24 protein-coding genes are annotated in these 23,371 nt (G+C 72.8%); 6 read left to right on the plus strand and 18 right to left on the minus strand.

The features are described 5' to 3' along the window. Nucleotides 1-533: 533 nt before the first annotated feature. Entirely contained in the window at nucleotides 534-1,808 is a 1,275-nt protein-coding gene (tyrS, locus tag ACIQMJ_RS34390; protein WP_499765171.1) for a tyrosine--tRNA ligase, read from the minus strand. 93 nt (nucleotides 1,809-1,901) lie between these two features. Between tyrS and ACIQMJ_RS34395 the strand changes: the two genes are divergently transcribed. Continuing rightward, a complete protein-coding gene (locus ACIQMJ_RS34395; protein ID WP_499765172.1) occupies nucleotides 1,902-2,360 on the plus strand; it encodes a hypothetical protein in 459 nt (152 codons plus the stop codon). Here ACIQMJ_RS34395 and ACIQMJ_RS34400 read toward each other — a convergent pair. Next, nucleotides 2,357-3,310, minus strand: coding sequence for a DUF6461 domain-containing protein (locus ACIQMJ_RS34400; RefSeq protein ID WP_499765173.1), 954 nt, complete (start codon nucleotides 3,308-3,310; stop codon nucleotides 2,357-2,359). The genes ACIQMJ_RS34395 and ACIQMJ_RS34400 overlap by 4 nt on opposite strands. Beyond that, nucleotides 3,307-3,960, minus strand: coding sequence for a hypothetical protein (locus ACIQMJ_RS34405; RefSeq protein ID WP_499765174.1), 654 nt, complete (start codon nucleotides 3,958-3,960; stop codon nucleotides 3,307-3,309). The genes ACIQMJ_RS34400 and ACIQMJ_RS34405 overlap by 4 nt, the downstream gene beginning before the upstream one ends. A gap of 110 nt (nucleotides 3,961-4,070) precedes the next feature. Between ACIQMJ_RS34405 and ACIQMJ_RS34410 the strand changes: the two genes are divergently transcribed. Then, on the plus strand, nucleotides 4,071-4,595 hold the full coding sequence (locus ACIQMJ_RS34410; RefSeq protein WP_499765175.1) for an EF-hand domain-containing protein: 525 nt from the start codon (nucleotides 4,071-4,073) through the stop codon (nucleotides 4,593-4,595). On the opposite strand, the gene ACIQMJ_RS34415 is transcribed toward ACIQMJ_RS34410, so the two are convergent. The 9 genes from ACIQMJ_RS34415 to argC are packed head-to-tail and all read right to left on the minus strand — an operon-like array spanning nucleotide 4,592 to nucleotide 13,219. Then, nucleotides 4,592-5,233, minus strand: coding sequence for a DNA-3-methyladenine glycosylase (locus ACIQMJ_RS34415; protein ID WP_499765176.1), 642 nt, complete (start codon nucleotides 5,231-5,233; stop codon nucleotides 4,592-4,594). The two genes, ACIQMJ_RS34410 and ACIQMJ_RS34415, sit on opposite strands and share 4 nt — an antisense overlap. Next, nucleotides 5,217-6,608: an argininosuccinate lyase gene (gene argH, locus ACIQMJ_RS34420; protein WP_499765177.1), complete on the minus strand. Its 1,392-nt coding sequence runs from the start codon at nucleotides 6,606-6,608 to the stop codon at nucleotides 5,217-5,219. The genes ACIQMJ_RS34415 and argH overlap by 17 nt, the downstream gene beginning before the upstream one ends. A gap of 12 nt (nucleotides 6,609-6,620) precedes the next feature. After that, complete coding sequence (locus ACIQMJ_RS34425) at nucleotides 6,621-7,538, minus strand: argininosuccinate synthase domain-containing protein (RefSeq protein WP_499765178.1); 918 nt, start codon at nucleotides 7,536-7,538, stop codon at nucleotides 6,621-6,623. Further along, nucleotides 7,531-8,037: an arginine repressor gene (locus ACIQMJ_RS34430; protein ID WP_499765179.1), complete on the minus strand. Its 507-nt coding sequence runs from the start codon at nucleotides 8,035-8,037 to the stop codon at nucleotides 7,531-7,533. The genes ACIQMJ_RS34425 and ACIQMJ_RS34430 overlap by 8 nt, the downstream gene beginning before the upstream one ends. Further along, nucleotides 8,034-8,960 carry an ornithine carbamoyltransferase gene (gene argF / locus ACIQMJ_RS34435; protein ID WP_499765180.1) on the minus strand — a complete coding sequence of 309 codons (927 nt, stop codon included), beginning with the start codon at nucleotides 8,958-8,960 and terminating at the stop codon, nucleotides 8,034-8,036. Before argF ends, ACIQMJ_RS34430 begins: the two co-directional genes overlap by 4 nt. Continuing rightward, nucleotides 8,960-10,141, minus strand: coding sequence for an acetylornithine transaminase (locus ACIQMJ_RS34440; protein WP_499765181.1), 1,182 nt, complete (start codon nucleotides 10,139-10,141; stop codon nucleotides 8,960-8,962). Before ACIQMJ_RS34440 ends, argF begins: the two co-directional genes overlap by 1 nt. Further along, on the minus strand, nucleotides 10,138-11,037 hold the full coding sequence (gene argB / locus ACIQMJ_RS34445; protein ID WP_499765182.1) for an acetylglutamate kinase: 900 nt from the start codon (nucleotides 11,035-11,037) through the stop codon (nucleotides 10,138-10,140). Before argB ends, ACIQMJ_RS34440 begins: the two co-directional genes overlap by 4 nt. Continuing rightward, nucleotides 11,034-12,206: a bifunctional glutamate N-acetyltransferase/amino-acid acetyltransferase ArgJ gene (gene argJ / locus ACIQMJ_RS34450; protein WP_499765183.1), complete on the minus strand. Its 1,173-nt coding sequence runs from the start codon at nucleotides 12,204-12,206 to the stop codon at nucleotides 11,034-11,036. The genes argB and argJ overlap by 4 nt, the downstream gene beginning before the upstream one ends. Continuing rightward, nucleotides 12,203-13,219: an N-acetyl-gamma-glutamyl-phosphate reductase gene (gene argC, locus ACIQMJ_RS34455; RefSeq protein ID WP_499765184.1), complete on the minus strand. Its 1,017-nt coding sequence runs from the start codon at nucleotides 13,217-13,219 to the stop codon at nucleotides 12,203-12,205. The genes argJ and argC overlap by 4 nt, the downstream gene beginning before the upstream one ends. Before the next feature lie 119 nt (nucleotides 13,220-13,338). Between argC and ACIQMJ_RS34460 the strand changes: the two genes are divergently transcribed. Beyond that, complete coding sequence (locus tag ACIQMJ_RS34460) at nucleotides 13,339-13,764, plus strand: hypothetical protein (protein ID WP_499765185.1); 426 nt, start codon at nucleotides 13,339-13,341, stop codon at nucleotides 13,762-13,764. Here ACIQMJ_RS34460 and ACIQMJ_RS34465 read toward each other — a convergent pair. Beyond that, complete coding sequence (locus tag ACIQMJ_RS34465) at nucleotides 13,731-14,924, minus strand: cytochrome P450 (RefSeq protein ID WP_499765186.1); 1,194 nt, start codon at nucleotides 14,922-14,924, stop codon at nucleotides 13,731-13,733. The two genes, ACIQMJ_RS34460 and ACIQMJ_RS34465, sit on opposite strands and share 34 nt — an antisense overlap. Before the next feature lie 116 nt (nucleotides 14,925-15,040). On the opposite strand from ACIQMJ_RS34465, the gene ACIQMJ_RS34470 reads away from it, so the two are divergent. Further along, on the plus strand, nucleotides 15,041-15,664 hold the full coding sequence (locus tag ACIQMJ_RS34470; protein WP_499765187.1) for an HAD family hydrolase: 624 nt from the start codon (nucleotides 15,041-15,043) through the stop codon (nucleotides 15,662-15,664). Here the strand turns inward: ACIQMJ_RS34470 and sthA are convergent, their stop codons facing one another. Continuing rightward, on the minus strand, nucleotides 15,665-17,077 hold the full coding sequence (gene sthA, locus ACIQMJ_RS34475; RefSeq protein ID WP_499765188.1) for a Si-specific NAD(P)(+) transhydrogenase: 1,413 nt from the start codon (nucleotides 17,075-17,077) through the stop codon (nucleotides 15,665-15,667). It lies immediately after the preceding gene. Between the two features lie 41 nt (nucleotides 17,078-17,118). On the opposite strand from sthA, the gene ACIQMJ_RS34480 reads away from it, so the two are divergent. Then, nucleotides 17,119-17,790: a DNA alkylation repair protein gene (locus ACIQMJ_RS34480; RefSeq protein WP_499765189.1), complete on the plus strand. Its 672-nt coding sequence runs from the start codon at nucleotides 17,119-17,121 to the stop codon at nucleotides 17,788-17,790. Here ACIQMJ_RS34480 and map read toward each other — a convergent pair. Continuing rightward, complete coding sequence (gene map / locus ACIQMJ_RS34485; RefSeq protein WP_499765190.1) at nucleotides 17,777-18,568, minus strand: type I methionyl aminopeptidase; 792 nt, start codon at nucleotides 18,566-18,568, stop codon at nucleotides 17,777-17,779. The two genes, ACIQMJ_RS34480 and map, sit on opposite strands and share 14 nt — an antisense overlap. 101 nt (nucleotides 18,569-18,669) lie before the next feature. Here map and ACIQMJ_RS34490 point away from each other — a divergent pair, with 101 nt between their 5' ends. Further along, nucleotides 18,670-18,939, plus strand: coding sequence for a helix-turn-helix transcriptional regulator (locus ACIQMJ_RS34490; protein ID WP_499765191.1), 270 nt, complete (start codon nucleotides 18,670-18,672; stop codon nucleotides 18,937-18,939). A gap of 1 nt (nucleotide 18,940) precedes the next feature. Here the strand turns inward: ACIQMJ_RS34490 and ACIQMJ_RS34495 are convergent, their stop codons facing one another. From ACIQMJ_RS34495 to pheS, 3 genes are all read right to left on the minus strand, one after another. Next, nucleotides 18,941-19,432, minus strand: coding sequence for a hypothetical protein (locus ACIQMJ_RS34495; protein ID WP_499765192.1), 492 nt, complete (start codon nucleotides 19,430-19,432; stop codon nucleotides 18,941-18,943). A 305-nt stretch (nucleotides 19,433-19,737) separates the two neighbouring features. Beyond that, nucleotides 19,738-22,215 (minus strand): phenylalanine--tRNA ligase subunit beta, encoded by a 2,478-nt coding sequence (gene pheT, locus ACIQMJ_RS34500; protein ID WP_499765193.1) that lies wholly within the window; start codon nucleotides 22,213-22,215, stop codon nucleotides 19,738-19,740. A 3-nt stretch (nucleotides 22,216-22,218) separates the two neighbouring features. Then, a complete protein-coding gene (pheS, locus tag ACIQMJ_RS34505) occupies nucleotides 22,219-23,286 on the minus strand; it encodes a phenylalanine--tRNA ligase subunit alpha (protein ID WP_141981902.1) in 1,068 nt (355 codons plus the stop codon). Nucleotides 23,287-23,371 lie beyond the last annotated feature (85 nt).

The raw sequence follows: 23,371 nt of genomic DNA on the forward strand, positions 1-23,371 counted from the left end.
AGTTGTCCAGTAACAATCTCAAAGGAAACCTCTTGACGAGGTTCATAAATTTACTGGCTATTCGGCACGCTGTTGAGTTCTCAAAGAACACGCGCACATCATCACTCGCCGCTCGCGCGGCTCGATCCGAGGCTTGTGATTCAGCTAAAGCTTGTTTTGGAAGCTAGACGCCCTGGTCGCAACGGCTCAGACGAGCCTGGACTGGGTCTTCCGTTCCGCGGTCACCCACTCTACCACCTTCGTGGGAGCTTGGTTCGTGACCTGCCGCACTCCGTTCCGGTGTTCCCGGCCCGTTCCGCGCTGACATGGAGAAAGTTACACGCACCCGAACCGGAGGTCAAATCGGGGGCGCAGCGCCGCGCCACAGGCTGAAACCGCAGGTCAGCAGCCCGTGCCGCAGTCCACCCCACGCTATCCGACCCGGTCCACGCGCAACAGTGTGACCGCGATCACACCAAGACAGCGCGAAGGCCGCCGGTCCCACCAGGACCGACGGCCTTCGACGTCACGCTCCGCGGAGCTGTTCTCGCGGGTCAGACCTGCACCCGCACGCCGGCGGTGTTGCGCTTGCCGCGCCGGACCACCAGCCACGACCCGTGCAGCAGGTCCTCCTTGGCGGGCACCCACTCCTCGTCGGTGACCTTCGCGTTGTTCACGTACGCGCCGCCCTCCTTCACCGTGCGCCGCGCCGCGCCCTTGCTGTCCGCCAGCCCGGAGCTGACCAGCAGGTCCACGATGGTGGGCCCGTCGGCCAGGCGGACCTCGCCGGTCGGCGCCTCGGCCATGGCCGCCTCCAGCGTCGACAGGTCCAGCTCGCGCAGCTCGCCCCGCCCGAACAGGGCCTGGCTCGCCGCGATCACCTGCCGCGTCTCGTGCTCGCCGTGCACCAGGTTGGTGAACTCCTCGGCCAGCTTCTTCTGCGCGGCCCGCAGGTGCGGCGCCTCGGCGGTCTGCCGCTCCAGCTCCGCGATCTCGTCCTGGGACAGGAACGTGAACAGCCGCAGGTAGCGCAGCACGTCGGCGTCGCCCACGTTCACGAAGTACTGGTACCAGGCGTACGGGGAGGTCATCTCGGGGTCGAGCCACACGTTGCCGCCGCCGGTGGACTTGCCGAACTTGCGGCCCTCGGCGTCGGTCACCAGCGGCGCGGTCAGGGCGTGCGCGGTCCGGCCGTCGACCCGGCGGATCAGGTCGACGCCGCCGATGATGTTGCCCCACTGGTCCGAGCCGCCGACCTGGAGCCGGGTGCCGTACTGGCGGTTGAGGTGCAGGTAGTCGTGCGACTGGAGCAGCAGGTAGCTGAACTCGGTGTAGGACATGCCGTCGCCTTCGAGGCGGCGCTTGACCGTCTCGCGGGCGAGCATGACGTTGACCGAGAAGTGCTTGCCGACGTCGCGCAGGAACTCCAGCGCGGTCATCGGGCCGGTCCAGTCGAGGTTGTTGACCACGAGCGCGCCGGTGGGGCTGTCGTCGAACTCGACGAACCGCTCGAGCTGGCCGCGGATGCGGCCGACCCACTCGGCGACGGTGTCGAGGGGGTTGAGGGTGCGCTCGGCGGTGTCGCGCGGATCGCCGATCATGCCGGTGGCGCCGCCCGCCAGGACCAGGGGCCGGTGCCCGGCGCGCTGGAAGCGGCGCAGCATGAGCAGGGGCACCAGGTTGCCGGCGTGCAGGCTGGGCGCGGACGGGTCGAACCCGGCATAGAGCGTGAGCGGGCCCGAGTCGAGGTCCTTGCGCAGTGCGTCGAGGTCGGTGGATTGCGCGATCAGGCCGCGCCAGGTCAGCTCGTCGAGGATGTGCTCGCTCACGGCGAGCCATTCTCCTCCACCTGGTCAAAGCAGTTTGAGGCGGTGTCGCTGCCGGGTAGTCGGCGTGGGGGCTCTAGTGAGAGGACCGCAGCGATGACCTACCCGAACCGCGACCGACGTCCCGCTGACCGGCCCACCGAGTTCATGGACCGCGCCGAGCCCGTGTACCGCCAGGAACCCCTGTACGCGGGGGAGGAAGAGGTCGTCGAGAGGGGTGACGGCCGGGTGCGCGCGGTGCGCGTGGTGTGCGCCGTGATCGACCTGGTGTGCTGGCTGTTCGCGATCGTGCTGGCGATCCACATCTTCCTGGTGATCGGCGGGGCCAACCCGGCGAACGGGTTCGCCCAGCTGATCGGCTCGTGGTCGGCGGGGGTGTCGCTGGGCTTGCGCGACCTGTTCACGCCCGCCAACGCCGGGTTGCGTACGTTGCTGAACGACGGTCTGGCCGCGTTGCTGTGGCTGGTGATCGGCGCGGTGCTGACCAGCGTGATCAGCCGGGTGGCGCTGCCCGCGCACGAGCGGCGCGTGTGGTACCGGCGGACGGTGCGCTAGTCGCCGATGAGGTGGGCGACGTCGGCCTCCTCGATCGCCCGCAGGTCGTCCGGGGTGATGCCCCGGCCGGTGAAGCGGGCGACGGCGGTGAGGCCGCGGGCCTTCTTGTGCCGGACGCCGGGCAGGCCCGTGAGGAGGTCGGCGACGGTGTCGGGGACGCGGTGGGTCGCCCAGGGTTCGAAGGCGGCGAGGACGCGTCCCCGTTCGGCGAAGGACAGCCTCGTGACGGCGTTGACGTTCCAGAACATGCTCGCGGCGCGTCCGGTCTCGGAGAGCGCGGCGAGGGTGCGCTCGTCCGCGCCCCGATAGACGTTGTGCTCGACGGCGATGATCGCGCCGTCGACGGCGCGGACGGCCACCCACGGGTCCAGGCCGTAGGCGATCAGCAGGTCCCGCAGTGACGCGGTCTTGGTGGCGTTGAAGGCGGCCAGGACGTGGTCGGTGGTGGAGCCGGTGATCACGGTGACGGTGGCGGCTTCGGCGAGGGAGCTGCGTTCGACCCACCGGTGCGCGGCGTAGGGCGGTTCGGCGGGGTCGAGGCGCTTGATCACGTGCTCGGGCGCGGGCGGCGCGGCCCAGACGGCGACGTGGTAGCCCTCGGTGTCGTGGCCGTCGCGGCCTCGGGCGTGCACGCGGACGCGGTAGTCCGCGGGCCACGGCGGTGCGGCGGTCCGGTGGCCGCCGGGGACGCGCGCGCCGCCGCGTTCGGCGCGCCAGCTGATCTCGACCGCCTCGTCCCACCAGCCGAGGCCTTCGTCGGGCGGTTCGGTGAGGAAGCTCAGCTGGACGCCGACCTGGCCGTGCTCGGTGGCGGTGCGGACGGCGACGCCGTCCGGGGTGGTGGTGACGAGGCCGTTGGCGGAGAAGTCGGGGGTGGCGGTGCTGTCCCCCTCGGCCTCGGTGAGGGTGAAGTGGTGTGCGCGGACGTGGGCGTGGCAGTGGGACGTCACGGGGAGCCGGTACTCGGAGCGGACGCGAGCTCGGGTCGCTTCGGTGAGCGCGGCCGGTTTGGGAGGCGCGGCAGGTGCAGCGCGGTGGTGCCGAGTGCGACGCCCACGACGGCTGCCGGGGTGGCCGCGTCGAGCTCGCGCAGGACGGCGTGCGCGGTGATGACGGCCAGGGCGAGGTGGGGCGTGGCGGGCGGCGGGCGGAGGTTGTCGTGGCGGGAGCGGACCGGGGCGTCGTGGACCTGGACCGGCGGTGCGCCGAAGTGCGCGGACAGGGCGGGGTGGCGGGTCAGCCGGTCGACCAGGTCGGCGATCTGCCGCGTGACGCCGGGGCGCATCGCGTCCAGCATCGCGACGGCGGTGGACGTCTCGCTCTGGCCGGTGGTGCCGAGCGGCGTGAACGCGCCACCGGCCGCCGTCTCGGCCCGCACCAGGCCGTGGGCGTGGGTCGGCAGGTCGTCCAGGTCCGGTTCCAGCGCGCCGAGCACCCGTTCGGCGAGCAGCGGTCCCAGCGAGCGCAGCGCCTCGGCCACGGTCGTCGTCGGTCCGGGTTCGAGGTGGCCCAGCGCGGCGGCGGGCGTCGGCGGGATGCGGGCGGCCACCGCGGGCAGGTGCTCGGCGGTCACGGCGGCGAAGTCGTCGATCTTCCCCATGCCCGCCATAGTGGCACTACCGAACGTCACCACGACGTCACTCGGGCGCGCAGAGGTATGCCCCGGCTGGTCAATTGTCCTCGGGGCGTTCCCCGGCCAAGTTTGCTTGCGTGGCCAGCGACTTGCAGCGGAAGAAGACCTCCATCGTGTTCACCGCCATGGACTCGAACGGTGACGGGTTCCTCGAGCGGGCCGATTTCGAGGCGTTGACGGACCGGTGGGAGCACATCCGGGGCGGCGGCGACGGCCACGGCCGGTTGCGGGAGATCATGATGGGCTGGTGGGACGCGCTGCGGTCGGCGTCCGACCACGACCGCGACGACCGGGTCACGGTCGAGGAGGTGCTGTCCGTGGTGAGCGACCTCGGCACCATGCTCGACCTGGTGGTGGCGACGGCCGAGTCGATGTTCGAGGCGGTGGACGAGGACGGCGACGGCCTGGTGTCCGCGCCCGAGTACGGCCGGATGATCCACGCCTGGACCGGGAACGACGCGCCGACCGACGCGGTGTTCGCCCGGCTCGACCTGGACGGCGACGGCTCGATCTCGAAGTCCGAGTTCGTCCGGCACTGGGTGGAGTTCTGGGCGGGCGACGACGCGGACGCGCCCGGCACCCACGTCTTCGGCGAGGTCTAGCCCGGTTCGGAGGCGATGACGCGGGTCCGGCGGGTGCCGCGGCGGTAGGTGCTGACGGCGGGCGAGTCGACCCAGAACCGCCAGGGGACGTCCACCGCCACGGCGACGCCGACGCGCGGGCCGGTGCGGATGTCGGACTCGGCCACCCGCTCGCCCGCGAGCAGCCGCACGGTCGCGTCCGGTTCGGTGAGGTTGACGCCGTTGTGGCCGCGGTCCAGGCCGAGGACGCTGGTCAGGCGGGCCGGGCCCTTGGCCAGTTCGGCGGCGTTGCGCGCGGACGGGCGGCGGGCGTGCGCCAGGGCCGACCCGGTGACCACCTCGCCCGCCCTCAGCAGCACCGCGCCGGGCACGCCGTCGGTCAGGGAGACCACGTTCGCGCAGAAGTGCATCCCGTAGACGAAGTACACGTAGAGCCGCCCGGCGGGGCCGAACATGACGTCGTTGCGCGGGGTGCGGCCGCGGTAGCAGTGCGACGCGGGGTCGTCGCCGCCCCGGTACGCCTCGACCTCGACGATCCGCACGCCGACCACGCCCTCGTCGGTGGTCGACTCGATGACGCCGCCGAGCAGGAGCCGCGCGGCGTCGACGGGGTCGACCGCGAGCTCCTGCTCGGTGAACTGCCTAGGCGTTGCGGGCAACGGACACCTTGTCGCGCAACCTCTTCAGCTGCTCGGCGACCCGGTCGGGGGCGGTGCCGCCGTGCGCGTCCCGTGACGCGATGGACCCTTCCACGGTCAACACGCTACGCACCTCGGGCGTCAGCGCGGGCGAGATGGTGGCGAACTCCTCATCGGTGAGCTCCTCCAGCCCGACGCCGCGGCCCTCGGCGACGCGGACGCACTCGCCCGCCGCCTCGTGCGCCACCCGGAACGGCACGCCCTGCCGCACCAGCCACTCGGCGATGTCGGTGGCCAGGGTGAACCCGGCGGGCGCCGCCGCGGCCATCCGCGCGGTGTCGAACCGCATGGTGGCGATCATCCCGGCCAGCGCGGGCAGCAGCAGGTCCAGCTGCTCGACCGAGTCGAACAGCGGCTCCTTGTCCTCCTGGAGGTCCCGGTTGTAGGCCAGGGGCTGCGCCTTCAACGTGGCCAGCAGGCCGGTCAGGTTGCCGATGAGCCGGCCGGACTTGCCCCGGGTCAGCTCGGCGACGTCCGGGTTCTTCTTCTGCGGCATGATCGAGCTGCCGGTGGCCCAGGCGTCGTCCAGCACGGCGAAGCGGAACTCGGCGGTCGTCCAGATGATCACCTCTTCGGCGATCCGGGACAGGTCCACGCCGATCATGGCCAGCACGAACGCGATCTCGGCGGCGAAGTCGCGCGACGCGGTGCCGTCGATGGAGTTCTCCACCGGCCCGTCGAAGCCCAGCTCGGCGGCCACCGCCGCCGGGTCCAGGCCCAATGACGAGCCCGCCAGCGCGCCCGACCCGTACGGGGACAGGGCGGTGCGCCGGTCCCAGTCGCGCAGCCGGTCGACGTCCCGCAGCAGCGCCTGGCCGTGGGCGAGCAGGTGGTGCGCGAGCAGCACGGGCTGCGCGGACTGCAGGTGCGTGCGGCCGGGCATGACGGCGGTGGCGTGCGCGGACGCCTGGTCGGCCAGCGCCTCCACCACGTCCAGCACACCGTCGGCGACCCGTCGGGCCGCGTCGCGCAGCCACATCCGGAACAGCGTGGCCACCTGGTCGTTGCGGGACCGGCCGGCGCGCAGCTTGCCGCCCAGCTCGGGCCCGGCGCGCTCGATCAGGCCGCGTTCGAGGGCCGTGTGCACGTCCTCGTCGGCCAACGTCGGCGTGAACGACCCGGACGCCACGTCGGCTTCCAGGGCGTCCAGCGCGGCCAGCATGCGCTCCAGCTCGTCGGCGGTCAGCAGGCCCGCCCGGTGCAGCACGCGGGCGTGCGCGCGGGAACCCCTGATGTCGTACGGGGCGAGTCGCCAGTCGAAGTGCGTCGACGCGGACAGCCGCGCCATCGCCTCCGCCGGTCCCCCGGCGAACCGGCCACCCCACAATGAACTCACGTGATCGAATCCCTACGTCGCGGCGATCTTGTCCGGCAGGCGCCGCGGTCGTCCCGCGCCCAGGCCGAGGTCGGGCAGCGGCTCCTCGCCGCGTCGGCCGGTGACGACCGCGCGGCCACCGTGCAGCACGAGCCGGACCTCGCCGGAGACGTGCTGCTGGGTGGTGTCGATGAAGCTGTCCAACGCCTGCTTGAGCGGGGAGAACCACAGGCCGTCGTGCACCAGTGCACCCCAGCGCCGCTCGACCTGCCGCTTGAAGCGCAGCAGGTCGGGCTCCAGGGTGACGTCCTCCAGCTGGTGGTGAGCGGTGGTCAACGCGCTCGCGCCCGGCGTCTCGAAGGCCCGGACGCCGGTGAGGCGGCCGACCCCCGACACGCCGGCCCTCCGGTTCAGCTCCCGGACGGCTTGCGGCATGGTGACGGTCTCGCCGTCGATGGCGACCGGCGTCCCCCGGTCGAACGTGAGCACGACCTCATCGGGGTCGCCCGGTTCGATCCGGCCCACCGGTCGGTGGTCGGCCGGGTCGTCGGCCGGTGCGACGGCGACGACGGCCAGGTCGGGCGCGAGGGCGGCGACACCGGCTTCGAAGCGGAGCCGGTCGGCGCCGGCGCGGTCGTGGGCCACGGTCGTCGCGCCGTGCCGGCGGGCGGCCTCGACCACGTGCTCGGCGACGAGCGGCGCGAACAGCGCCGACACCGACCGCAGGGCGTTCGCGCGCAGCGCGGGCAGGCAGTAGCGGTCGGCGAACTCGTCGCGGGCGTCGGCGACCACGGCGTCGACCGCGCCGCCGGCCAGCGCCCGCAGGCGCAGCGCCTCCGGGTCCTCGCCGCGGCCGGGGTCCACCACGACGGCGACGACCTCGGCCCGCCCGGCGAGCCGGCGCAGCACTTCCGACGCGCCGGCGCAGGCCAGGACGACCCGCTCACTCATGGGGCTCGTCGGGCCGCTGCTGGTCCTCGCCCGCGGCCAGCGCGGTCACCCGGGCGGCCAGGTCCGCGCCGGTGAGGGGTTCCCGCGCCACGGCGAGGATGGTGTCGTCGCCGGCGATGGTGCCGACGATGTCGTGCAGCGCCGACCGGTCCAGCGCGCTGGCCAGGAACTGGGCCGCGCCCGGCGGGGTGCGCAGCACGGCCAGGTTGCCCGAGTGGTCCACCGACACCAGCAGCTCGCCGAGCAGCCGGGTCAGGCGGGACGTGCCGCCCTGCACGCCGCGCACCGGGCTGCCGTCCTCGGGGATGACGTAGACGGGCGCGCCGCCGTCGGGTCCGCGCAGCTTGACCGCGCCCAGCTCGTCGAGGTCGCGCGACAGCGTGGCCTGGGTGACCTCGATGCCCTCGACCGCCAGCGTCTTCGCGAGCTCCGACTGGCTGCGGATGGCGCGCTGGGAGATCAGCTCGACGATGCGGGCCTGGCGCGCGGTCCTGGTCATCGCGACTGCTCCAGCAGCCACACGAGCAGCGCTTTCTGCGCGTGAAGCCGGTTCTCGGCCTCGTCCCACACCGCGCTGTCCGGACCGTCCAGCACGTCGTCGGTGATCTCCTGGCCGCGGTGGGCGGGCAGGCAGTGCAGCACGGTCGTCTTGACGCCGGTGGCGGCCACGAGGTCGGCGTTGAGCTGGTAGGGCCGGAACGGGCGCATCCGGTCGCGGCCGTCGTTCTCCTGGCCCATCGACGTCCACGTGTCGGTGACCAGCACGTCCGCGCCGTCCACCGCCTCGCGCGGGTCCTCGACCACGGTCACCGAGCCGCCGGTGTCCGCGGCGCGCTTGCGGGCGTCGTCCAGCACCCACGGCAGCGGCTGGAACAGCGCGGGCGCGGCGATCCGCACGTGCATGCCCGCGGTGACGCCGCCGAGCAGCATCGAGTGCGACATGTTGTTCGCGCCGTCGCCGAGGTAGGTGACGGTGAGGCCGGCGAGCTTGCCGTGCACGCGCCGGATGGTCTGGAGGTCGGCCAGCACCTGGCACGGGTGGAACTCGTCGGTCAGCGCGTTGATCACCGGGATGCGGGACACCGACGCCATCGCGTCGATGCGCTTCTGCGCGAACGTCCGCCACACCACCGCCTCGACGTACCCGGACAGGATGCGGGAGGTGTCCTCGATGGTCTCCTCGCGGCCGAGCTGCATGGACCGGCCGTCGATGATCACCGGGTTGCCGCCGAGCTGGGCGATGCCCACCTCGAACGACAGCCGGGTGCGGGTGGAGTTCTTCTCGAAGATCACCGCCACGGACTTCGGCCCAGCCAGCGGCTTGGCCGTCATGCGGTCGGCCTTGTAGTCGTCGGCGAGGTCGAGGACCGCGGCCTGCTCGTCGGGGGTCAGGTCGTCGTCACGCAGGAAGTGGCGCACCATCACGGCTCCTGGCCTGGGGTCGGGAGGAACGACGGCAGGTCGGCCACCAGCCGGTGGGCGTCCGCTTCGTCGAGCACCAGCGGCGGCGCCAGGCGGATGACGTCGGGCTGGATCGGGTTGATCAGATAACCGGCCTGCTGCGCGGCCGCCGCGGCCCTCGCCGAGACCGCCTCGCGCAGCGTGATGCCGAGCAGCAGGCCGGCTCCCCGCACACCGGAGATGAGCGGGTGGTCCAGCGCCTCGACGCCGGCCGCGATCTCCTTGCCGACCGCGGCGGTGTGCTCCAGCAGGCCGTCGGCGGCGATCGTGTCCAGCACCGCCAGCGCGGCGGCGCAGCACACCGGGTTGCCGCCGAACGTGGTGCCGTGCTGGCCGGGCCCGAACAGGTCCTTGGCCGGGCCGACCGCGATGCACGCGCCCAGCGGCAGGCCACCGCCCAGGCCCTTGGCCAGCGTGATCACGTCGGGTACGACGCCGACCTGCTGGAACGCGAACCAGGTGCCCAGCCGGCCGATGCCGGTCTGCACCTCGTCCAGGACCAGCAGCGCGCCGTGCTCGGCGGTGATCCGACGGGCCGCCTGCAGGTAGCCCTCGGGCGGCACGACGACGCCGTTCTCGCCCTGGATCGGCTCCACGACGAACGCGGCGGTCTCGTCGTCGATGGCGGCTTCCAACGCGGCCACGTCGCCGAACGGGATGTGCACGACGCCGGGCACCAGCGGCTCGAACGGCTCGCGCTTCGCGGGCTGGCCGGTCAGCGCCAGCGCGCCCATGGTGCGGCCGTGGAACCCGCCGTCGGTGGCCACCACCTTGGTGCGGCCCGTGCGGCGGCTCAGCTTGAACGCGGCCTCGTTGGCCTCCGCGCCGGAGTTGCAGAACAGCACCCGGCCGTCACCGTCCACACCGGACAGGTCGAGCAGCCGCTCGGCGAGCTTGAGCGCGGGCTCGTTGATGTAGAGGTTGGACGTGTGGCCGATCCGGCCGATCTGCTCGGTCACCGCGGCCACGATCGCCGGGTGGGCGTGGCCGAGCGCGTTGACCGCGATTCCGGTCAGCAGGTCCAGGTACCGGTTGCCGTCGGCGTCCCAGACGTGCGCGCCCTCACCGCGGACCAGGGTCAGGCCGGGCGTGCCGTAGTTGTTCATCATCGCGGCCTGCCACCGCTGCTGGTGCTCGCTCATGCCTCGTCCTCGTCCCCGTCCCCGTCTTCGTCCGCCAGCACCATCGTTCCGACGCCTTCGGAGGTGAAGACCTCCAGCAGCACCGAGTGCGCCAGCCGGCCGTCGATCACGTGCGCCTCGGGCACCCCGCCGCGCACCGCCCGCAGGCAAGCCTCCATCTTCGGCACCATGCCGCTGTCCAGGCCCGGCAGCATCTTCTCCAGCTGCGCGGCGCGCACCCGGTGCAGCAGCGAGCCGCGGTCCGGCCAGTCCGCGTACAGGCCCTCGACGTCGGTGAGCACGACCAGCTTCTCGGCCTTCAGCGCCACGGCCACCGCGCCCGCCGCCGTGTCGGCGTTGACGTTGTGCACCACGCCGTCTGCGTCCGGCGCGACCGTGGACACGACCGGGATGCGGCCCGCGCGCACGATGTCCAGCACCGCGTCCGGGTTGACGCCGACGATGTCGCCGACCAGGCCGATGTCGACCGGTTGGCCGTCCACCACGGCCGGGCGGCGCGCGGCGGTCAGCAGGTGGGCGTCCTCGCCGGACAGCCCGACCGCGAGCGGGCCGTGCGAGTTGATCAGGCCGACCAGCTCGCGCTGCACCTGGCCCACCAGGACCATGCGGACCACGTCCATGGCCTCCGGCGTGGTCACGCGCAGGCCGCCGCGGAACTCGGACTCGATGCCGAGACGCTTGAGCATCGCGGCGATCTGCGGCCCGCCGCCGTGCACCACGACCGGGTGCAGGCCGGCGAGCTTGAGGAACACCATGTCCTGCGCGAACGCGCGCTTCAGCTCGCCGTCCACCATGGCGTTGCCGCCGTACTTGACGACCACGATCGCGCCGCGGAAGCGCTGCAACCACGGCAGCGCCTCGATCAGGATGCCGGCCTTGGCCTGGGGCGTGATCACGAGCTGTACGCGCTGTTCTCTTCGACGTACGCGTGCGACAGGTCCGTGGTGAGCACGGTGGCCGTGCCGTCGCCCAGGTTCAGGTCGACCACGATCTCCACGTCGCGGCCGGACAGGTCGGCCTCGCTCCGGTCCGCGGCCTTGTGGCCGTCGGCGAACAGCGTCACGCCGTTGATCGCGATGCCGAGCCTGTGCTGGTCCACGGTGGCCTGCGAGCGGCCGACGGCCATCGCGATCCGGCCCCAGTTGGGGTCGGAGCCGAACAGGGCGGTCTTGACCAGGTTGTCCTCGGCGACGGTCCTGGCGACCACGAGGGCCTCGGCTTCGCTGAGCGCGCCGTTGACCGTGATCGAGACCTCCTTGGTCACGCCTTCCGCGTCCCCTTGGAGCTGCTTGACCAGGTCTTTCGCCACGGCGGTGAGCACGTCGGCGAACTGCTCGGCGCTCGGCTCGACGCCGGAGGCGCCGGAGGCGAGGACCAGCACGGTGTCGTTGGTGGACGTGCCGCCGTCCACGTCGAGCCGGTCGTAGGTCTTGGCCGTGACCGCGCGCAGGGCCGCGTCCAGGGCGTCGCCGTCGATCACCGCGTCGGTGGTGATGACGCTGAGCATCGTGGCCATGTTCGGCGAGAGCATGCCCGCGCCCTTGACGAAGCCACCCACCGACCACCCGTCCGGGTGGTCCTGCCAGCTCTGCTTGGGGTGGGTGTCGGTGGTCATCACGGCGGTGGCGGCGTTCAGGTCGGCCCGGTCGCCGGCGGCGAGCTCCTGGGCCGCCTTCTCGACGCCCGCCTTGAGGGCGTCCATCGGCAGGCGCTCGCCGATCAGCCCGGTGGAGCACACCGCGACCTCGATCGCGCCGACGTCGAGCACCTCGGCGACCTTCTCGGCGGTGGCGTGGGTGTCCTGGAAGCCCTCGGGGCCGGTGCACGCGTTCGCGCCGCCGGAGTTGAGCACGACGGCGTGCAGCTTGCGCTCCTTGAGCACCTGCTGGGACCACAGCACGGGCGCGGCCTTCACCTGGTTGGTGGTGAAGACGCCCGCGGCGGCCTGGCCCGGCCCTTCGTTGACGACCAGCGCGAGGTCCAGCGCGCCGGACTCCTTGATGCCGGCGGCGACGCCCGCGGCCTTGAAGCCCTTCGGTCCCGTCACGCCCTTGTTGCGGTTCACGGTGCGACTCCCACGGTGGACAGGCCGGTGGTCTCCGGCAGGCCGAGTGCCAGGTTCATGCACTGCACCGCGGCGCCCGCGGTGCCCTTCGCCAGGTTGTCGATCGCGGCGACTACGACCAGCCGGTTCGCGTCGCGGTCGACGGCCACCTGGAGCTGGACGGCGTTCGAGCCGAGCACCGCGCCCGTGGTCGGCCAGTGGCCTTCCGGCAGCAGGTGCACGAACGGCTCGTCGGCGTAAGCCTTCTCGTAGGCGGCGCGGACGTCCGCGTCACCGTCCTTGAGCGTCGCCGAGCAGGTGGCCAGGATGCCGCGCGGCAGCGGGGCCAGCACCGGGGTGAACGACACCGAGACCCGCTCGCCGGCGACCTTGGCCAGGTTCTGCGCGATCTCCGGGGTGTGCCGGTGGGTGCCGCCGACGCCGTAGGCGCTCAGCGACCCCATCACCTCGGAGCCGAGGAGGTTGGGCTTGAGCGCCTTGCCCGCGCCGGACGTGCCCGACACCGCGACCACCGTCACCTCGGGCTCGACCAACCCCATCGCGGGGGCCAGGGCCAGCGAGGACACGGTCGGGTAGCAGCCGGGCACGGCGACGCGGCGGGTGCCGCGCAGCTCGTCGCGCTGACCGGGCAGCTCGGGCAGGCCGTAGGGCCAGCTGCCCGCGTGGGTGCCGCCGTACCAGCGGTCCCAGGCGGCGGGGTCGGTGAGCCGGTGGTCGGCGCCGCAGTCGATGACGAGCGTGTCGTCACCGAGCTGCGCGGCGATCTCGGCGGACCGGCCGTGCGGGAGGGCGAGGAAGACCACGTCGTGGCCCTTGAGGGTGTCCGCGGTCGTCTCCGCCAGCACCCGGTCGGCCAGCGGCAGCAGGTGCGGCTGGTGGGCGAGCAGGGTCGAGCCCGCGTTGCCGCCGGCGGTGAGCGCGCCGATTTCCACGTCCGGGTGACCGAGCAGGAGGCGCAGCACCTCTCCCCCGGCGTAGCCGCTGGCTCCGGCGACCGCGATCCGTACCGTCATGCGGATAAGTATGCACGCTGATGCAAAGTCACTCAAATCCGTTTCGGGGTTCCGCGAAACCGGCGGCGCGGTTCCCCGGTGTCGTGCTTTGCTGTAGGGGAACTGGGGGGTTCATCGTGATGCACGCTTCGCAGGACCACGCTCGGGGGCACTTCCCGCACGGCCGACCACGACGCCCGCGCGAGGGCGGCCCGGACCTGTCGACCGCGCCGCCGTGGGTCAAGGCGCTGGTCTGGGTCGGGGTGCTCACCGCGCTGCTGGGGCTGACCGTCATCGGCCTGGCCGTGGTGTGCGACTCCGCCCCGGCGCCCGACCTCGCCGCGGCGAGCGTCGACGGGTTCCCGGGCCGCGACCCGTTCCCGGGCGCGCCGATCCCGGCCGTCGACGGGCTCGACGGCGCCACCGGCGGCCGAACCGCGCAGTCGGGCGACACCGGCTTCGGCATCGGGCTGCTCTTCGCGGGCTTCACGCTCGCGGCGGTCGCGGCGCTCGCGCACTCGCAGCGCGCGCGTCACCAGGTCACCGGCAGCGCCCCGAGGCCGTAGACGATCTGCTGCGCGCGGAACGACGGCTCCTCGTCCACGGCGCGCAGGCCGGGGAACCGGCGGGCCAGGGCCGGGAACGCGATCCGCAGCTCCATCCTGGCCAGCGGCGCGCCCAGGCAGTGGTGCACGCCGTGGCCGAACGCGACGTGGCTGCCCGCGTCCCGGGTGATGTCCAGCCGGTCCGGGTCCGGCACGAGCGCCGGGTCGCGGTTCGCGGCGGCCAACGCGCAGATGACGACCTCGCCGGGCCCGATCGCGTGGCCGCCCAGCTCCACCTCTTCGGTCGTCACCCGCGGCACGCCGGTGTGCACGACGGTCAGCCACCGCAGCAGCTCCTCCACCGCGGCGTCCGCCCGGTCGGGCTCGTCGCGCAGCATCCGCAGCTGGTCGGGGTGGCGCAGCAGCGCGTACGTGCCCAGCCCCAGCATGTTGGCCGTGGTCTCGTGGCCCGCGAGGAGCAGCAGGTCCGCCATGCCGACCAGCTCGCGGTCCTCCAGGCCGGCGGACTCGTCGCGCACGAGCACGCCCAGCAGGTCGTCGCCCGGCTCGACCCTGGCCCGCGCGACCAGCTCGGTCAGGTAGGCCCGGGACTCGAACTGCAGGGCCAGGCGCTCGTCGGGCAACAGCGACGCGTCGAAGTACCTCGTGTACCGCTCCTGGAAGGCGTCGCGGTCGGTGTGGGGCACGCCGAGCAGCTCGCAGATCACCAGCGCCGGGATCGGCAGCGCGAAGTCGCGCACCAGGTCGGCGGGCGGGCCTTGGCGCTCGATCGCGTCCAGGTGGTCGGCCACGATGTCGCGCACGCGGGGTTCGAGCAGCCGCATCCGGCGCCCGGTGAACTCCCGCGCCACCAGCCGGCGCAGGCGGGTGTGCTCAGGAGGGTCGTAGGCCAGCATGTTGCCCGGCCGGGCGGCGGCCAGCTCCTCGTCGGTCAGCGCGGGCGCGCCCGGCACCAGGTGGCGCGCGGACTGGGCGAACCGCCGCGCGTCGCCGTAGACCTGCCGGACGTCCTCGATCCGGGTCACCAGCCACACCGCGATGCCCATCAGGGGCGAGTCGACCCGGGTGACGCCTTCGCGGTCGCGGACCGCCGAGAGCTGGGCGTCGGGGTCGAAGCCGACCCGGCGCATGTAGAGGGGTGTCGTCGGCATCGCGGCCATGCCGCCTCCCACCGTCGAGGGTCTTGCGAAAAACGTAGCCACGCGGCGGAGTGGTGCGGCAGCCTTCGCACGAGTGAGTCGGTGACTACCGAACGTGACCACGAGGGAGTGCGTCGATGCGCCTGCGGGCCGTGATCTTCGACTGGCGGGGGACGCTGGTGCTCACGCCGACGTTCCGGGACTGGGTGGCGGAGGCGTTGCGCCGGATCGGGCGCGACACCGGCCGGGCCGCGGAGGTGATCGCGGCCCTGGACGTGGACCGGCTGGACGTGCCGGGCGTGGACGCGGACGCCGCGCTGCACCGGGAGACGTACTACGGCGCGTTCCGGGACGCCGGGTTCGACGCCGAGCTGGCCGACTCGCTGTACGCGGTCGAGTCGGACCCGGCGTTCAACCCCTTCGCGGTGGACGCCGGGCCCACGGTGCGGAAGCTGCACGCGGCCGGCGTGCGGGTCGGGGTGCTCAGCGACATCCACTTCGACATCCGGCCCGCGTTCGGCGATCTGCCGGTGGACTCGTTCGTGCTGTCGTTCGAGCACGGCGTGGTCAAGCCCGACCCGGCGATCTTCCGCCTCGCGCTGGACGGGCTCGGCGTCGCGCCCGGCGAGGCGCTGATGGTCGGCGACCGGTCGACGCACGACGGCGCGGGCGTCGAGGCCGGCCTGCCGACCCTGCTCGTCCCGCCGCTGCGGGACGTGGACGACGCCCGCCTGCACCTGGTCACGAACCTGGTCGGCTGATCAGGACCCGAAGCGCTCCAGCGCGCGAATCTTGTTGGTGGCGTCCAGCGCGGCCACCTTGTACGCCTCGGACAGCGTCGGGTAGTTGAAGACGGTGTCCACCAGGTAGTCCACCGTGCCGCCGCACGCCATGACCGCCTGGCCGATGTGGACGAGGTCGGTCGCGCCGGTGCCGAACAGGTGCACGCCGAGCAGCTTGCGGTCCACAGTGGACACCAACAGCTTGAGCATGCCGTAGGCGTCGCCGACGATCGAGCCGCGCGCCAGCTCGCGGTACCGGGCCAGGCCGACCTCGTACGGCACGGCGGACGACGTCAGCTCGGCCTCCGTGGCGCCGCAGTAGGAGATCTCCGGGATGGTGTAGATCCCGATCGGCTGCAACGCCGACAGCTCCCGCGCCCGCTCGCCGAACGCGTGGTAGGCGGCGAGCCGCCCCTGGTCCATCGACGTGGCGGCCAGCGCCGGGAACCCGATCACGTCGCCGACCGCGTAGATGTGCGGCACGGGCGTGCGGTAGTGCTCGTCCACGGTGAGCCGGCCGCGGTGGTCGGCCGCCAGGCCCGCCTTGTCCAGGTCCAGCGCCTCGGTGTTGCCCTGCCGACCGGCCGAGTACATCACCGCGGCGGCCGGGATGCGCTTGCCGCTGGCCAGCGTGGTGACCGTGCCGGTGTCGGACACGTCGACGTTGACGACCTTCTCGCCGAACCGGAACGTCACCGCGAGGTCGCGCAGGTGGAACTTCAGCGACTCCACGATCTCGGGGTCGCAGAAGTCGAGCATCCGGTCCCGCTGCTCCACCACCGTCACCCGGGAGCCCAGCGCGGCGAACATCGACGCGTACTCGATGCCGATCACGCCCGCGCCCACCACGACCAGCGACGACGGGATCTCCTCCAGGGCCAGCACCTCGTCGGAGTCGAGCACCCGGACCTCGTCGAAGTCGACCTGGTCGGGCCGGGCGGGACGGGTGCCGGTGGCGATCACGACGTGCTCGGCGGTGACGGCGTGGTGCTCGCCGCGGTGCGCGCCGTCCACCGCGACGGTGTGCGGGTCGAGGAACCGGGCGGTGCCGGTGAGCAGGTCGACCTGGTTGCGGTGCAGCTGGGCGCGCACGACCTGGACCTCGCGGCCGATCACGTGCTGCGTGCGGGCGAGCAGGTCGGAGATGGTGATGTCGTTCTTGACCCGGTAGCTCGCGCCGTACAGGTCGCGCTGGCTCATCCCGGTCAGGTACATCACCGCCTCGCGCAGCGTCTTCGACGGGATGGTGCCCGTGTTCACGCACACGCCGCCGACCATGTCGGCGCGGTCCACGATCGCGACCCGCTTGCCGAGCTTGGCGCCCGCGATGGCGGCCTTCTGCCCGCCGGGGCCCGACCCGATCACGACCAAGTCGTAGTCGTACTCGCTCATGCCCCGAAGCGTCGCACACCCCGCCCCTCTACGGTGGCCGCGTGGACGGACTCGTGCCGGCGATCCGGCGGGCGTTGGCCGAGGTGGCCGATCCGGCGAAGGCCCCGGAGATGCGGCGGTACATGAAGTCCGCCATGCCGTTCCTCGGGGTGCCCAAGCCGGTGCGCGCGCGGGCGTTGCGCCAGGTGTTCGCGGACCACCCGTTCGAGTCGCGGGACGCGTGGGTCGCGGCGGTGCTGGAGGTGTGGCGCGGCGCGGAGTTCCGGGAGGAGCGGTACGCGGCGCTGGACCTGGCGGGCCGCCACCCGCGGTGGCGGGACGTGGACCTGCTGCCGGTCTACGACGAGCTGGTGGTGACCGGCGCGTGGTGGGACTTCGTGGACGAGATCGCGGCACGGCTGGTCGGGCCGCTGCTGCGCTCGTTCCCCGCCGAGGTCACGCCGGTGATGCGCGCGTGGGCCCACGACGACGACCGGTGGCGGCGGCGCGTGGCCGTGATCTGCCAGCTGGGGGCGAAGGCCGCGACGGACCTCGACCTGCTCACCCACGCCGTCGAGGCCAACGCCGACGACCCGGACTTCTTCCTGCGCAAGGGCATCGGCTGGGCGTTGCGCCAACACTCCCGGGTGGACCCGGAGTGGGTCCGGGCGTTCGTCGAGTCGCACCCGGGACTGTCGCCGCTGTCGAAGCGCGAGGCGCTCAAGCACCTGTGACGGGGTCCTCCGACTCGCGCCGGGTCAGCACCAGGGGCTCGTCGTCGGTGATGGCGATGGTGTGCTCGGAGTGGGCCGTGCGGGAGCCGTCGGCCGACCTGATCGTCCAGCCGTCGTCGTCGTAGACGATCCGGTCGGTCGTGCGGGTGAACCAGGGTTCGAGCGCGAGGGTCAGCCCGGGGCGCAGCGTCAGGCCCCGACCCGCCTTGCCCTTGTTGGACACGTGCAGGTCCTCGTGCATGGTGCGGCCGATGCCGTGGCCGCCGAACTCGGTGTTGACCGGGTAGCCGTGGTCGCGGGCCACCGCCCAGATGGCGGCCGAGATGTCGCCGAGCCGGTTGCCCGGCCGCGCCACCGCGATGGCCGCCTCCAGCGCCTCCTCGGTGGCGCGGATGATCCGCAGGTCCTCGTCGTCGGGGGTGCCGACGACGATCGTGCGCGCCGAGTCGGCCACCCAGCCGTCGATGCCGACCGCGAGGTCCGCGCTGAGCACGTCGCCGTCGCGCAGCGTGTAGTCGTGCGGCAGGCCGTGCAGGACGGCGTCGTTGACCGACAGGCAGATGACGTTGCGGAACGGGCCGCGCCCGAACGAGGGCGCGTAGTCCCAGTAGCAGGACTCCGCCCCGCGCCGCGCGATCATGCCGCGCACGTGGTGCTCCAGGTCCAGCAGGTTGACGCCCACCTCGGCGAGCCGGCCGACCTCGGACAGCACTTCGGCGACGAACCGCCCGGCCACGTGCATGCGGTCGATCTCAGCGGGCGTCTTCAGCTCGATCACGTGCTACCTCGCGTCACCAGGGTCGGTATAGTTATACCGTCAACCCTAGCAGCTGTCGGTATTTTTATACCAACCCTGTCCCGGGCCCTATCCTGGGGAGCATGGTCCGCCAACCGCTCACCCCGGAGCAGGTCGAAGCCGGCCGGCGCCTCGGCGCCCTGCTGCGCCGCGCGCGGGCCGGACGGGACCTGGCGGACGTCGCGCACGCGGCCGGCATCTCGCCGGAAACCCTGCGCAAGATCGAGACCGGCCGGTTGCCGTCGCCCGGGTTCGGCACGATCGTCCGCCTCGGCGAAGCGCTCGACGTGCCGGTCGACGACCTGGCGGCCACCTGGCGCGGCGACGACGTGCCGCTGGAAGCCGCGTCCTGAGTCAGGCGCGGGCCGCGCGGCCCGAGTAGGTCAGCGGGAACACCAGGTCCGTGCACGCGTCCGGCACGTCGTGCGCGATCTGCACGACCATCTCCACCTCGACCGCCCCCGACGGCGGGATCGTCACCGGCTCCGCCATCGGCACCACGGTCAGCACACCGCTCGGGCAGCCCGGCACCCGGTTCTGCGCGGAGTCCAGCGGCTGGCCCGGCTCGGCCTCCAGCGTCAGCACCACGATGTCCACGCTGTTCGGGTTCGACAGCCGCACCACCCGGGCGCCCTCGCTGCCCGGCGTCAGCTCGACCGCGCCGCCGCTCACGTCGGTGATCTCGAACGACTGGAGCTCGGTCACCTCGCCGCCGCTCACCGAGTACGCCATCGCGGGCATGTCCGGCTCCGGCCAGGTCAGGTGCATGGCAGCCACCACGGCGGCACCCACGCCGAGGATGGTCATGGCGACGGCGACTTCCATCCGCGGGCCCAAGCTGCGCATGAGGCAACCTCACTCGATTGCTGCTCCAGGCGGTGGGTTCGCCGCTAGCTCCCCGTCGGACCGGCGACCAGACTCGCCCGGCGGTTCATCGCTTCGCCCCTCGGCCCAGCGGGCCGCGAAGCCAATCTTGGAGAACGTTCAACCTGTGCGCAAGGACCTGGCCGACCCGGAAAGAAAGGTCTTTGTGCCCCTTGACACGGCACGCGACACCGCGTGAACTGCGCGTTCCCACTGCCTCCGCCACCGAGTGATTCACCCGAGCGGCGTAAACCTGGACCCGCACCAGTGCGGGTCCAGGCCCCGCGTCAGCCTCTCAGCACGGCGCCGAAGCGCTCCGCCGCAGCGGCCACGGCCGCGTCCCGCGCCGCCGTCGCCTCCTCCACCGTCAACGTGCGGTCCGGCGCCCGGAACCGCAGCGAGTACGCCAGCGACCGCTTGCCCTCGCCGACCTGGTCGCCGGTGTAGACGTCGAACAGCCGGATGTCCTCCAGCAACGCCCCACCGCCGCCGCGCAGCACCCGCGCCACCTGCTCCGCGGGCACGTCCGCGGGCACGACCACAGCCACGTCCAGCAGCACCGGCGGGTACGACGACACCACCGGCGCGGGCCGGTGATCGGTCAGCGGCAACGCGTCGAGGTCCAGCTCCAGCGCCGCGGTCCGCTTCGGCAACCCCAGCGCCTCCACGACCTTCGGGTGCAGCTCGCCCGCGTGACCCACCGGCCAGTCGCCGACGCGCAGCTCCGCGCACCGGCCGGGGTGCCACGGCGCGAGGTCGGAGGCGACCACGGTCAGCTCCACCCCGTAGGCCCGGCCGACCAGCCGCGCGGCCTCCACCGCGTCCGCCCAGTCCGCCTGCCTGCCCTTGCCCCACCAGCCCGCCTGCTCGCGGTGGCCCGCCAGCACGGCCGCCACGTGCACCGGCTGCTGCGGCAGCGCCGCCAGCAACGACGCCACCTGCGCGTCCGACGGCCGCTCGCCCACGCCCACCTCGGGCACCGGCACCTGCTGCGTGCGCGGCAACGTCACCTGCGCGACCGTGTAGACCGCGAGGTCCTTCTGGCCGCGCGCCAGGTTCCGCTGCACCGCTTCCAGCAGGCCGGGCACCAGCGTGGTGGCCAGCGCGTGCTTGTCCGACTCCAGCGGGTTCAGCACGCTCACCGTGTTGCGCCGCACGTCGCCCTCGGGCAGGCCCAGGGCGTCGAACACCGACGGCGCGACGAACGGGAACGGCTTGACCTCGACGAAACCGCTCTCCGCCAACGCGCGCGACACCGTGCGGCGACGGCGCTGCTGCTCGGTCAACCCGCGACCGGCGGGCGCGGGCGGCAGCGTGGACGGGATCGTGTCGTAGCCCTCCAGTCGCAGCACCTCCTCCACCAGGTCCGCGGGCTGGGTCAGGTCCGCGCGCCACGTCGGCGGGATCGCGGTGACCATGGTGGTGCCGTCGTCGCCCGTGGTGACCTCGACCTGGCAGCCGATCTGGCCGAGCCGGCGCGCGGTCACGCCGCGGGCGTAGTTCACCCCGGCGACCCGGTCGGGCAGGTTGATCGGCATCGACACCGGCTTGGGCTGCGCGGGCGCGCCCACGTCGGTGCGGCCGGGCTTGATGCTGCCGTCGCCGAACATGTCCAGCAGCCGGGCGGCGCGCTCCAGCGCGACCGGCGCGAGCGCCGGGTCCACCGTGCGCTCGAACCGCTTCGCCGCCTCGCTGGGCAGCTTGTGCCGGCGGACCGTGCGGGCGATGGACGCCGGGTCCCAGTTCGCCGCCTCCAGCAGGATGTCCGAGCTGGTCGGCGACACCTCGGTGCTCGCGCCGCCCATCACGCCGGCCAGCGAGATCACGCCGGTGTCGTCGGCGATCACGATGTCGTCCGGGTCGAGCGCGCGGACCTGGTCGTCCAGCGTGGTCAGCTTCTCGCCGGCCGCCGCGCGCCGCACCACCAGGCCGCCCTTGACCGCCTGCGCGTCGAACGCGTGCAGCGGCTGGCCCAGCTCCAGCATCACGTAGTTGGTGACGTCCACCGGCAGCGAGATCGACCGGATGCCCGCCAGCATCAGCCTGCGGCGCATCCACCACGGCGTCGGCGCGGTCGGGTCGACGCCGCTGACGCGGCGGGCCACGAACCGCGAGCACGCCCGCTCGTCCTCGACGGTGACGGGCAGGACCTCGCCCTCGCCCTCGGGCACCTCGGCCGTGCCGGGGTCGCGGTAGGGCACGTCGAACGCGCAGGCGATCTCGCGGGCCAGGCCGCGCACGGAGAACGCGTAGCCGCGGTCCGGGGTCGGCGCTACCTCGATCACCGTGTCGCCCAGGCCCAGCAGCTCGATCGCGTCGTCACCGGGCTGCGCCGTGCCGCTGGGCAGCACCATGATGCCCGAGTGGTCGTCGCCCAGGCCCAGCTCGGCGGCCGAGCAGATCATGCCGTTGCTGGTGCGGCCGTAGGTCTTGCGCGCGGAGATGGTGAAGTCGCCGGGCAGCACCGCGCCGGGCAGCGCCACCACGACCGTGTCGCCCTCCTGGAAGTTCGACGCGCCGCAGACGATGCCGTTGACCTGGTCCGGGCCGACCTCGACCTGGCAGTAGCGGATCGGCTTCTTGAACTCGGTCAGCTCCTCGATCTCCACCACCCGACCCGCGACCAGCGGGCCGGTGACGGAGTCGAGCGTGTGGACGTCCTCGACCTCGATGCCGATCCGGACGAACGCCTCGGCGAGTTGCTCGGGCGTGGGGGTCTCGGCGAACTCGAGGTTCTCGACCAGCCAGGTAACCGGAATGCGCACCGGTCATGCCTCCGTTCCGAATGGCTGGGTGAAGCGGACATCGCCTTCGACCATGTCCCGCATGTCGGGCAGGCCGTTGCGGAACTGCAGCGTGCGCTCCAGGCCCATGCCGAACGCGAACCCGGAGTACACGTCGGGGTCCACGCCGCAGTTGCGCAGCACGTTGGGGTTGACCATGCCGCAGCCGCCCCACTCGACCCAGCCCGCGCCGCCCTTGCGCTCCGGGAACCACACGTCCACCTCGGCGGACGGCTCGGTGAACGGGAAGAAGCTCGGCCGCAGGCGGGTCTTGGAGTCCTCGCCGAACATGGCGCGGGCGAACGCGTCGAGCGTGCCCTTCAGGTGCGCCATGGTCAGGCCCTTGTCCACGGCCAGGCCCTCGACCTGGTGGAAGACCGGCGTGTGGGTGGCGTCCAGCTCGTCGGTGCGGAACGTGCGGCCGGGGCACACCACGTAGACGGGCGGCTCGCGGTCCAGCAGCGTGCGCGCCTGCACCGGGCTGGTGTGCGTGCGCAGCACCAGGCCCGAGTCGGCGGGACCCACGTAGAACGTGTCCTGCATGGTCCGCGCCGGGTGGTCCTTGCCGAAGTTCAACGCGTCGAAGTTGAACCACTCGGTCTCCAGCTCCGGGCCCTCGGCGACCTCGTAGCCCATGGCCACGAACACGTCGGCGATGCGTTCGGCCAGGGTGGAGATGGGGTGGCGGGCGCCACGCGGCACCCGGTCCCACGGCAGCGTGACGTCGACCGTCTCCTCGCGCAGCACCCGTTCGTCGCGCTCGGCCTGCAGCCGGGCGCGGCGCTCCTCGAACGCGACCTTGACCGCGTTCTGCGCCTCGTTCACCCGCTTGCCCGCCTCCGCCTTCGCGGCGGGCGGCAGCGCGCCGATCTCGCGGCGGGCCAGCAGGACGGGCGAGCGGTCACCCAGGTGGCTCGACTTCACGGCGGCGAGCTCGTCGAGGTCGGCCGCCTTCGCGAACGCCTCCCGAGCCTGCTCGACCGCCGCGCCGAGCGCCTCGGGTGAGAGCGCCGCGACCTGCTTGGGGTCGTACGGGTCGTTGGCTCCGGACATGGTTGGTGGACAGCTCCCGTCACGGACAACTGGTGGTCAGCCCTCCGCAAGGCATGCGGAGCAGCGCTCCGATCCTAGGTGATCC

The organism is Actinosynnema sp. NPDC091369 (assembly GCF_044757065.1).
In the GTDB taxonomy this organism is placed as follows: domain Bacteria; phylum Actinomycetota; class Actinomycetes; order Mycobacteriales; family Pseudonocardiaceae; genus Actinosynnema.

Coding starts and splice junctions, on each gene's coding strand:
- ACIQMJ_RS34395 (WP_499765172.1), top strand. CDS start 1,902: ATGACCTACCCGAACCGCGACCGACGTCCCGCTGACCGGCCCACCGAG.
- ACIQMJ_RS34405 (WP_499765174.1), bottom strand. CDS start 3,960: ATGGGGAAGATCGACGACTTCGCCGCCGTGACCGCCGAGCACCTGCCC.
- ACIQMJ_RS34425 (WP_499765178.1), bottom strand. CDS start 7,538: ATGAGTGAGCGGGTCGTCCTGGCCTGCGCCGGCGCGTCGGAAGTGCTG.
- ACIQMJ_RS34430 (WP_499765179.1), bottom strand. CDS start 8,037: ATGACCAGGACCGCGCGCCAGGCCCGCATCGTCGAGCTGATCTCCCAG.
- argF (WP_499765180.1), bottom strand. CDS start 8,960: ATGGTGCGCCACTTCCTGCGTGACGACGACCTGACCCCCGACGAGCAG.
- ACIQMJ_RS34440 (WP_499765181.1), bottom strand. CDS start 10,141: ATGAGCGAGCACCAGCAGCGGTGGCAGGCCGCGATGATGAACAACTAC.
- argC (WP_499765184.1), bottom strand. CDS start 13,219: ATGACGGTACGGATCGCGGTCGCCGGAGCCAGCGGCTACGCCGGGGGA.
- ACIQMJ_RS34460 (WP_499765185.1), top strand. CDS start 13,339: ATGCACGCTTCGCAGGACCACGCTCGGGGGCACTTCCCGCACGGCCGA.
- ACIQMJ_RS34465 (WP_499765186.1), bottom strand. CDS start 14,924: ATGGCCGCGATGCCGACGACACCCCTCTACATGCGCCGGGTCGGCTTC.
- ACIQMJ_RS34470 (WP_499765187.1), top strand. CDS start 15,041: ATGCGCCTGCGGGCCGTGATCTTCGACTGGCGGGGGACGCTGGTGCTC.
- sthA (WP_499765188.1), bottom strand. CDS start 17,077: ATGAGCGAGTACGACTACGACTTGGTCGTGATCGGGTCGGGCCCCGGC.
- ACIQMJ_RS34490 (WP_499765191.1), top strand. CDS start 18,670: ATGGTCCGCCAACCGCTCACCCCGGAGCAGGTCGAAGCCGGCCGGCGC.
- ACIQMJ_RS34495 (WP_499765192.1), bottom strand. CDS start 19,432: ATGCGCAGCTTGGGCCCGCGGATGGAAGTCGCCGTCGCCATGACCATC.
- pheS (WP_141981902.1), bottom strand. CDS start 23,286: ATGTCCGGAGCCAACGACCCGTACGACCCCAAGCAGGTCGCGGCGCTC.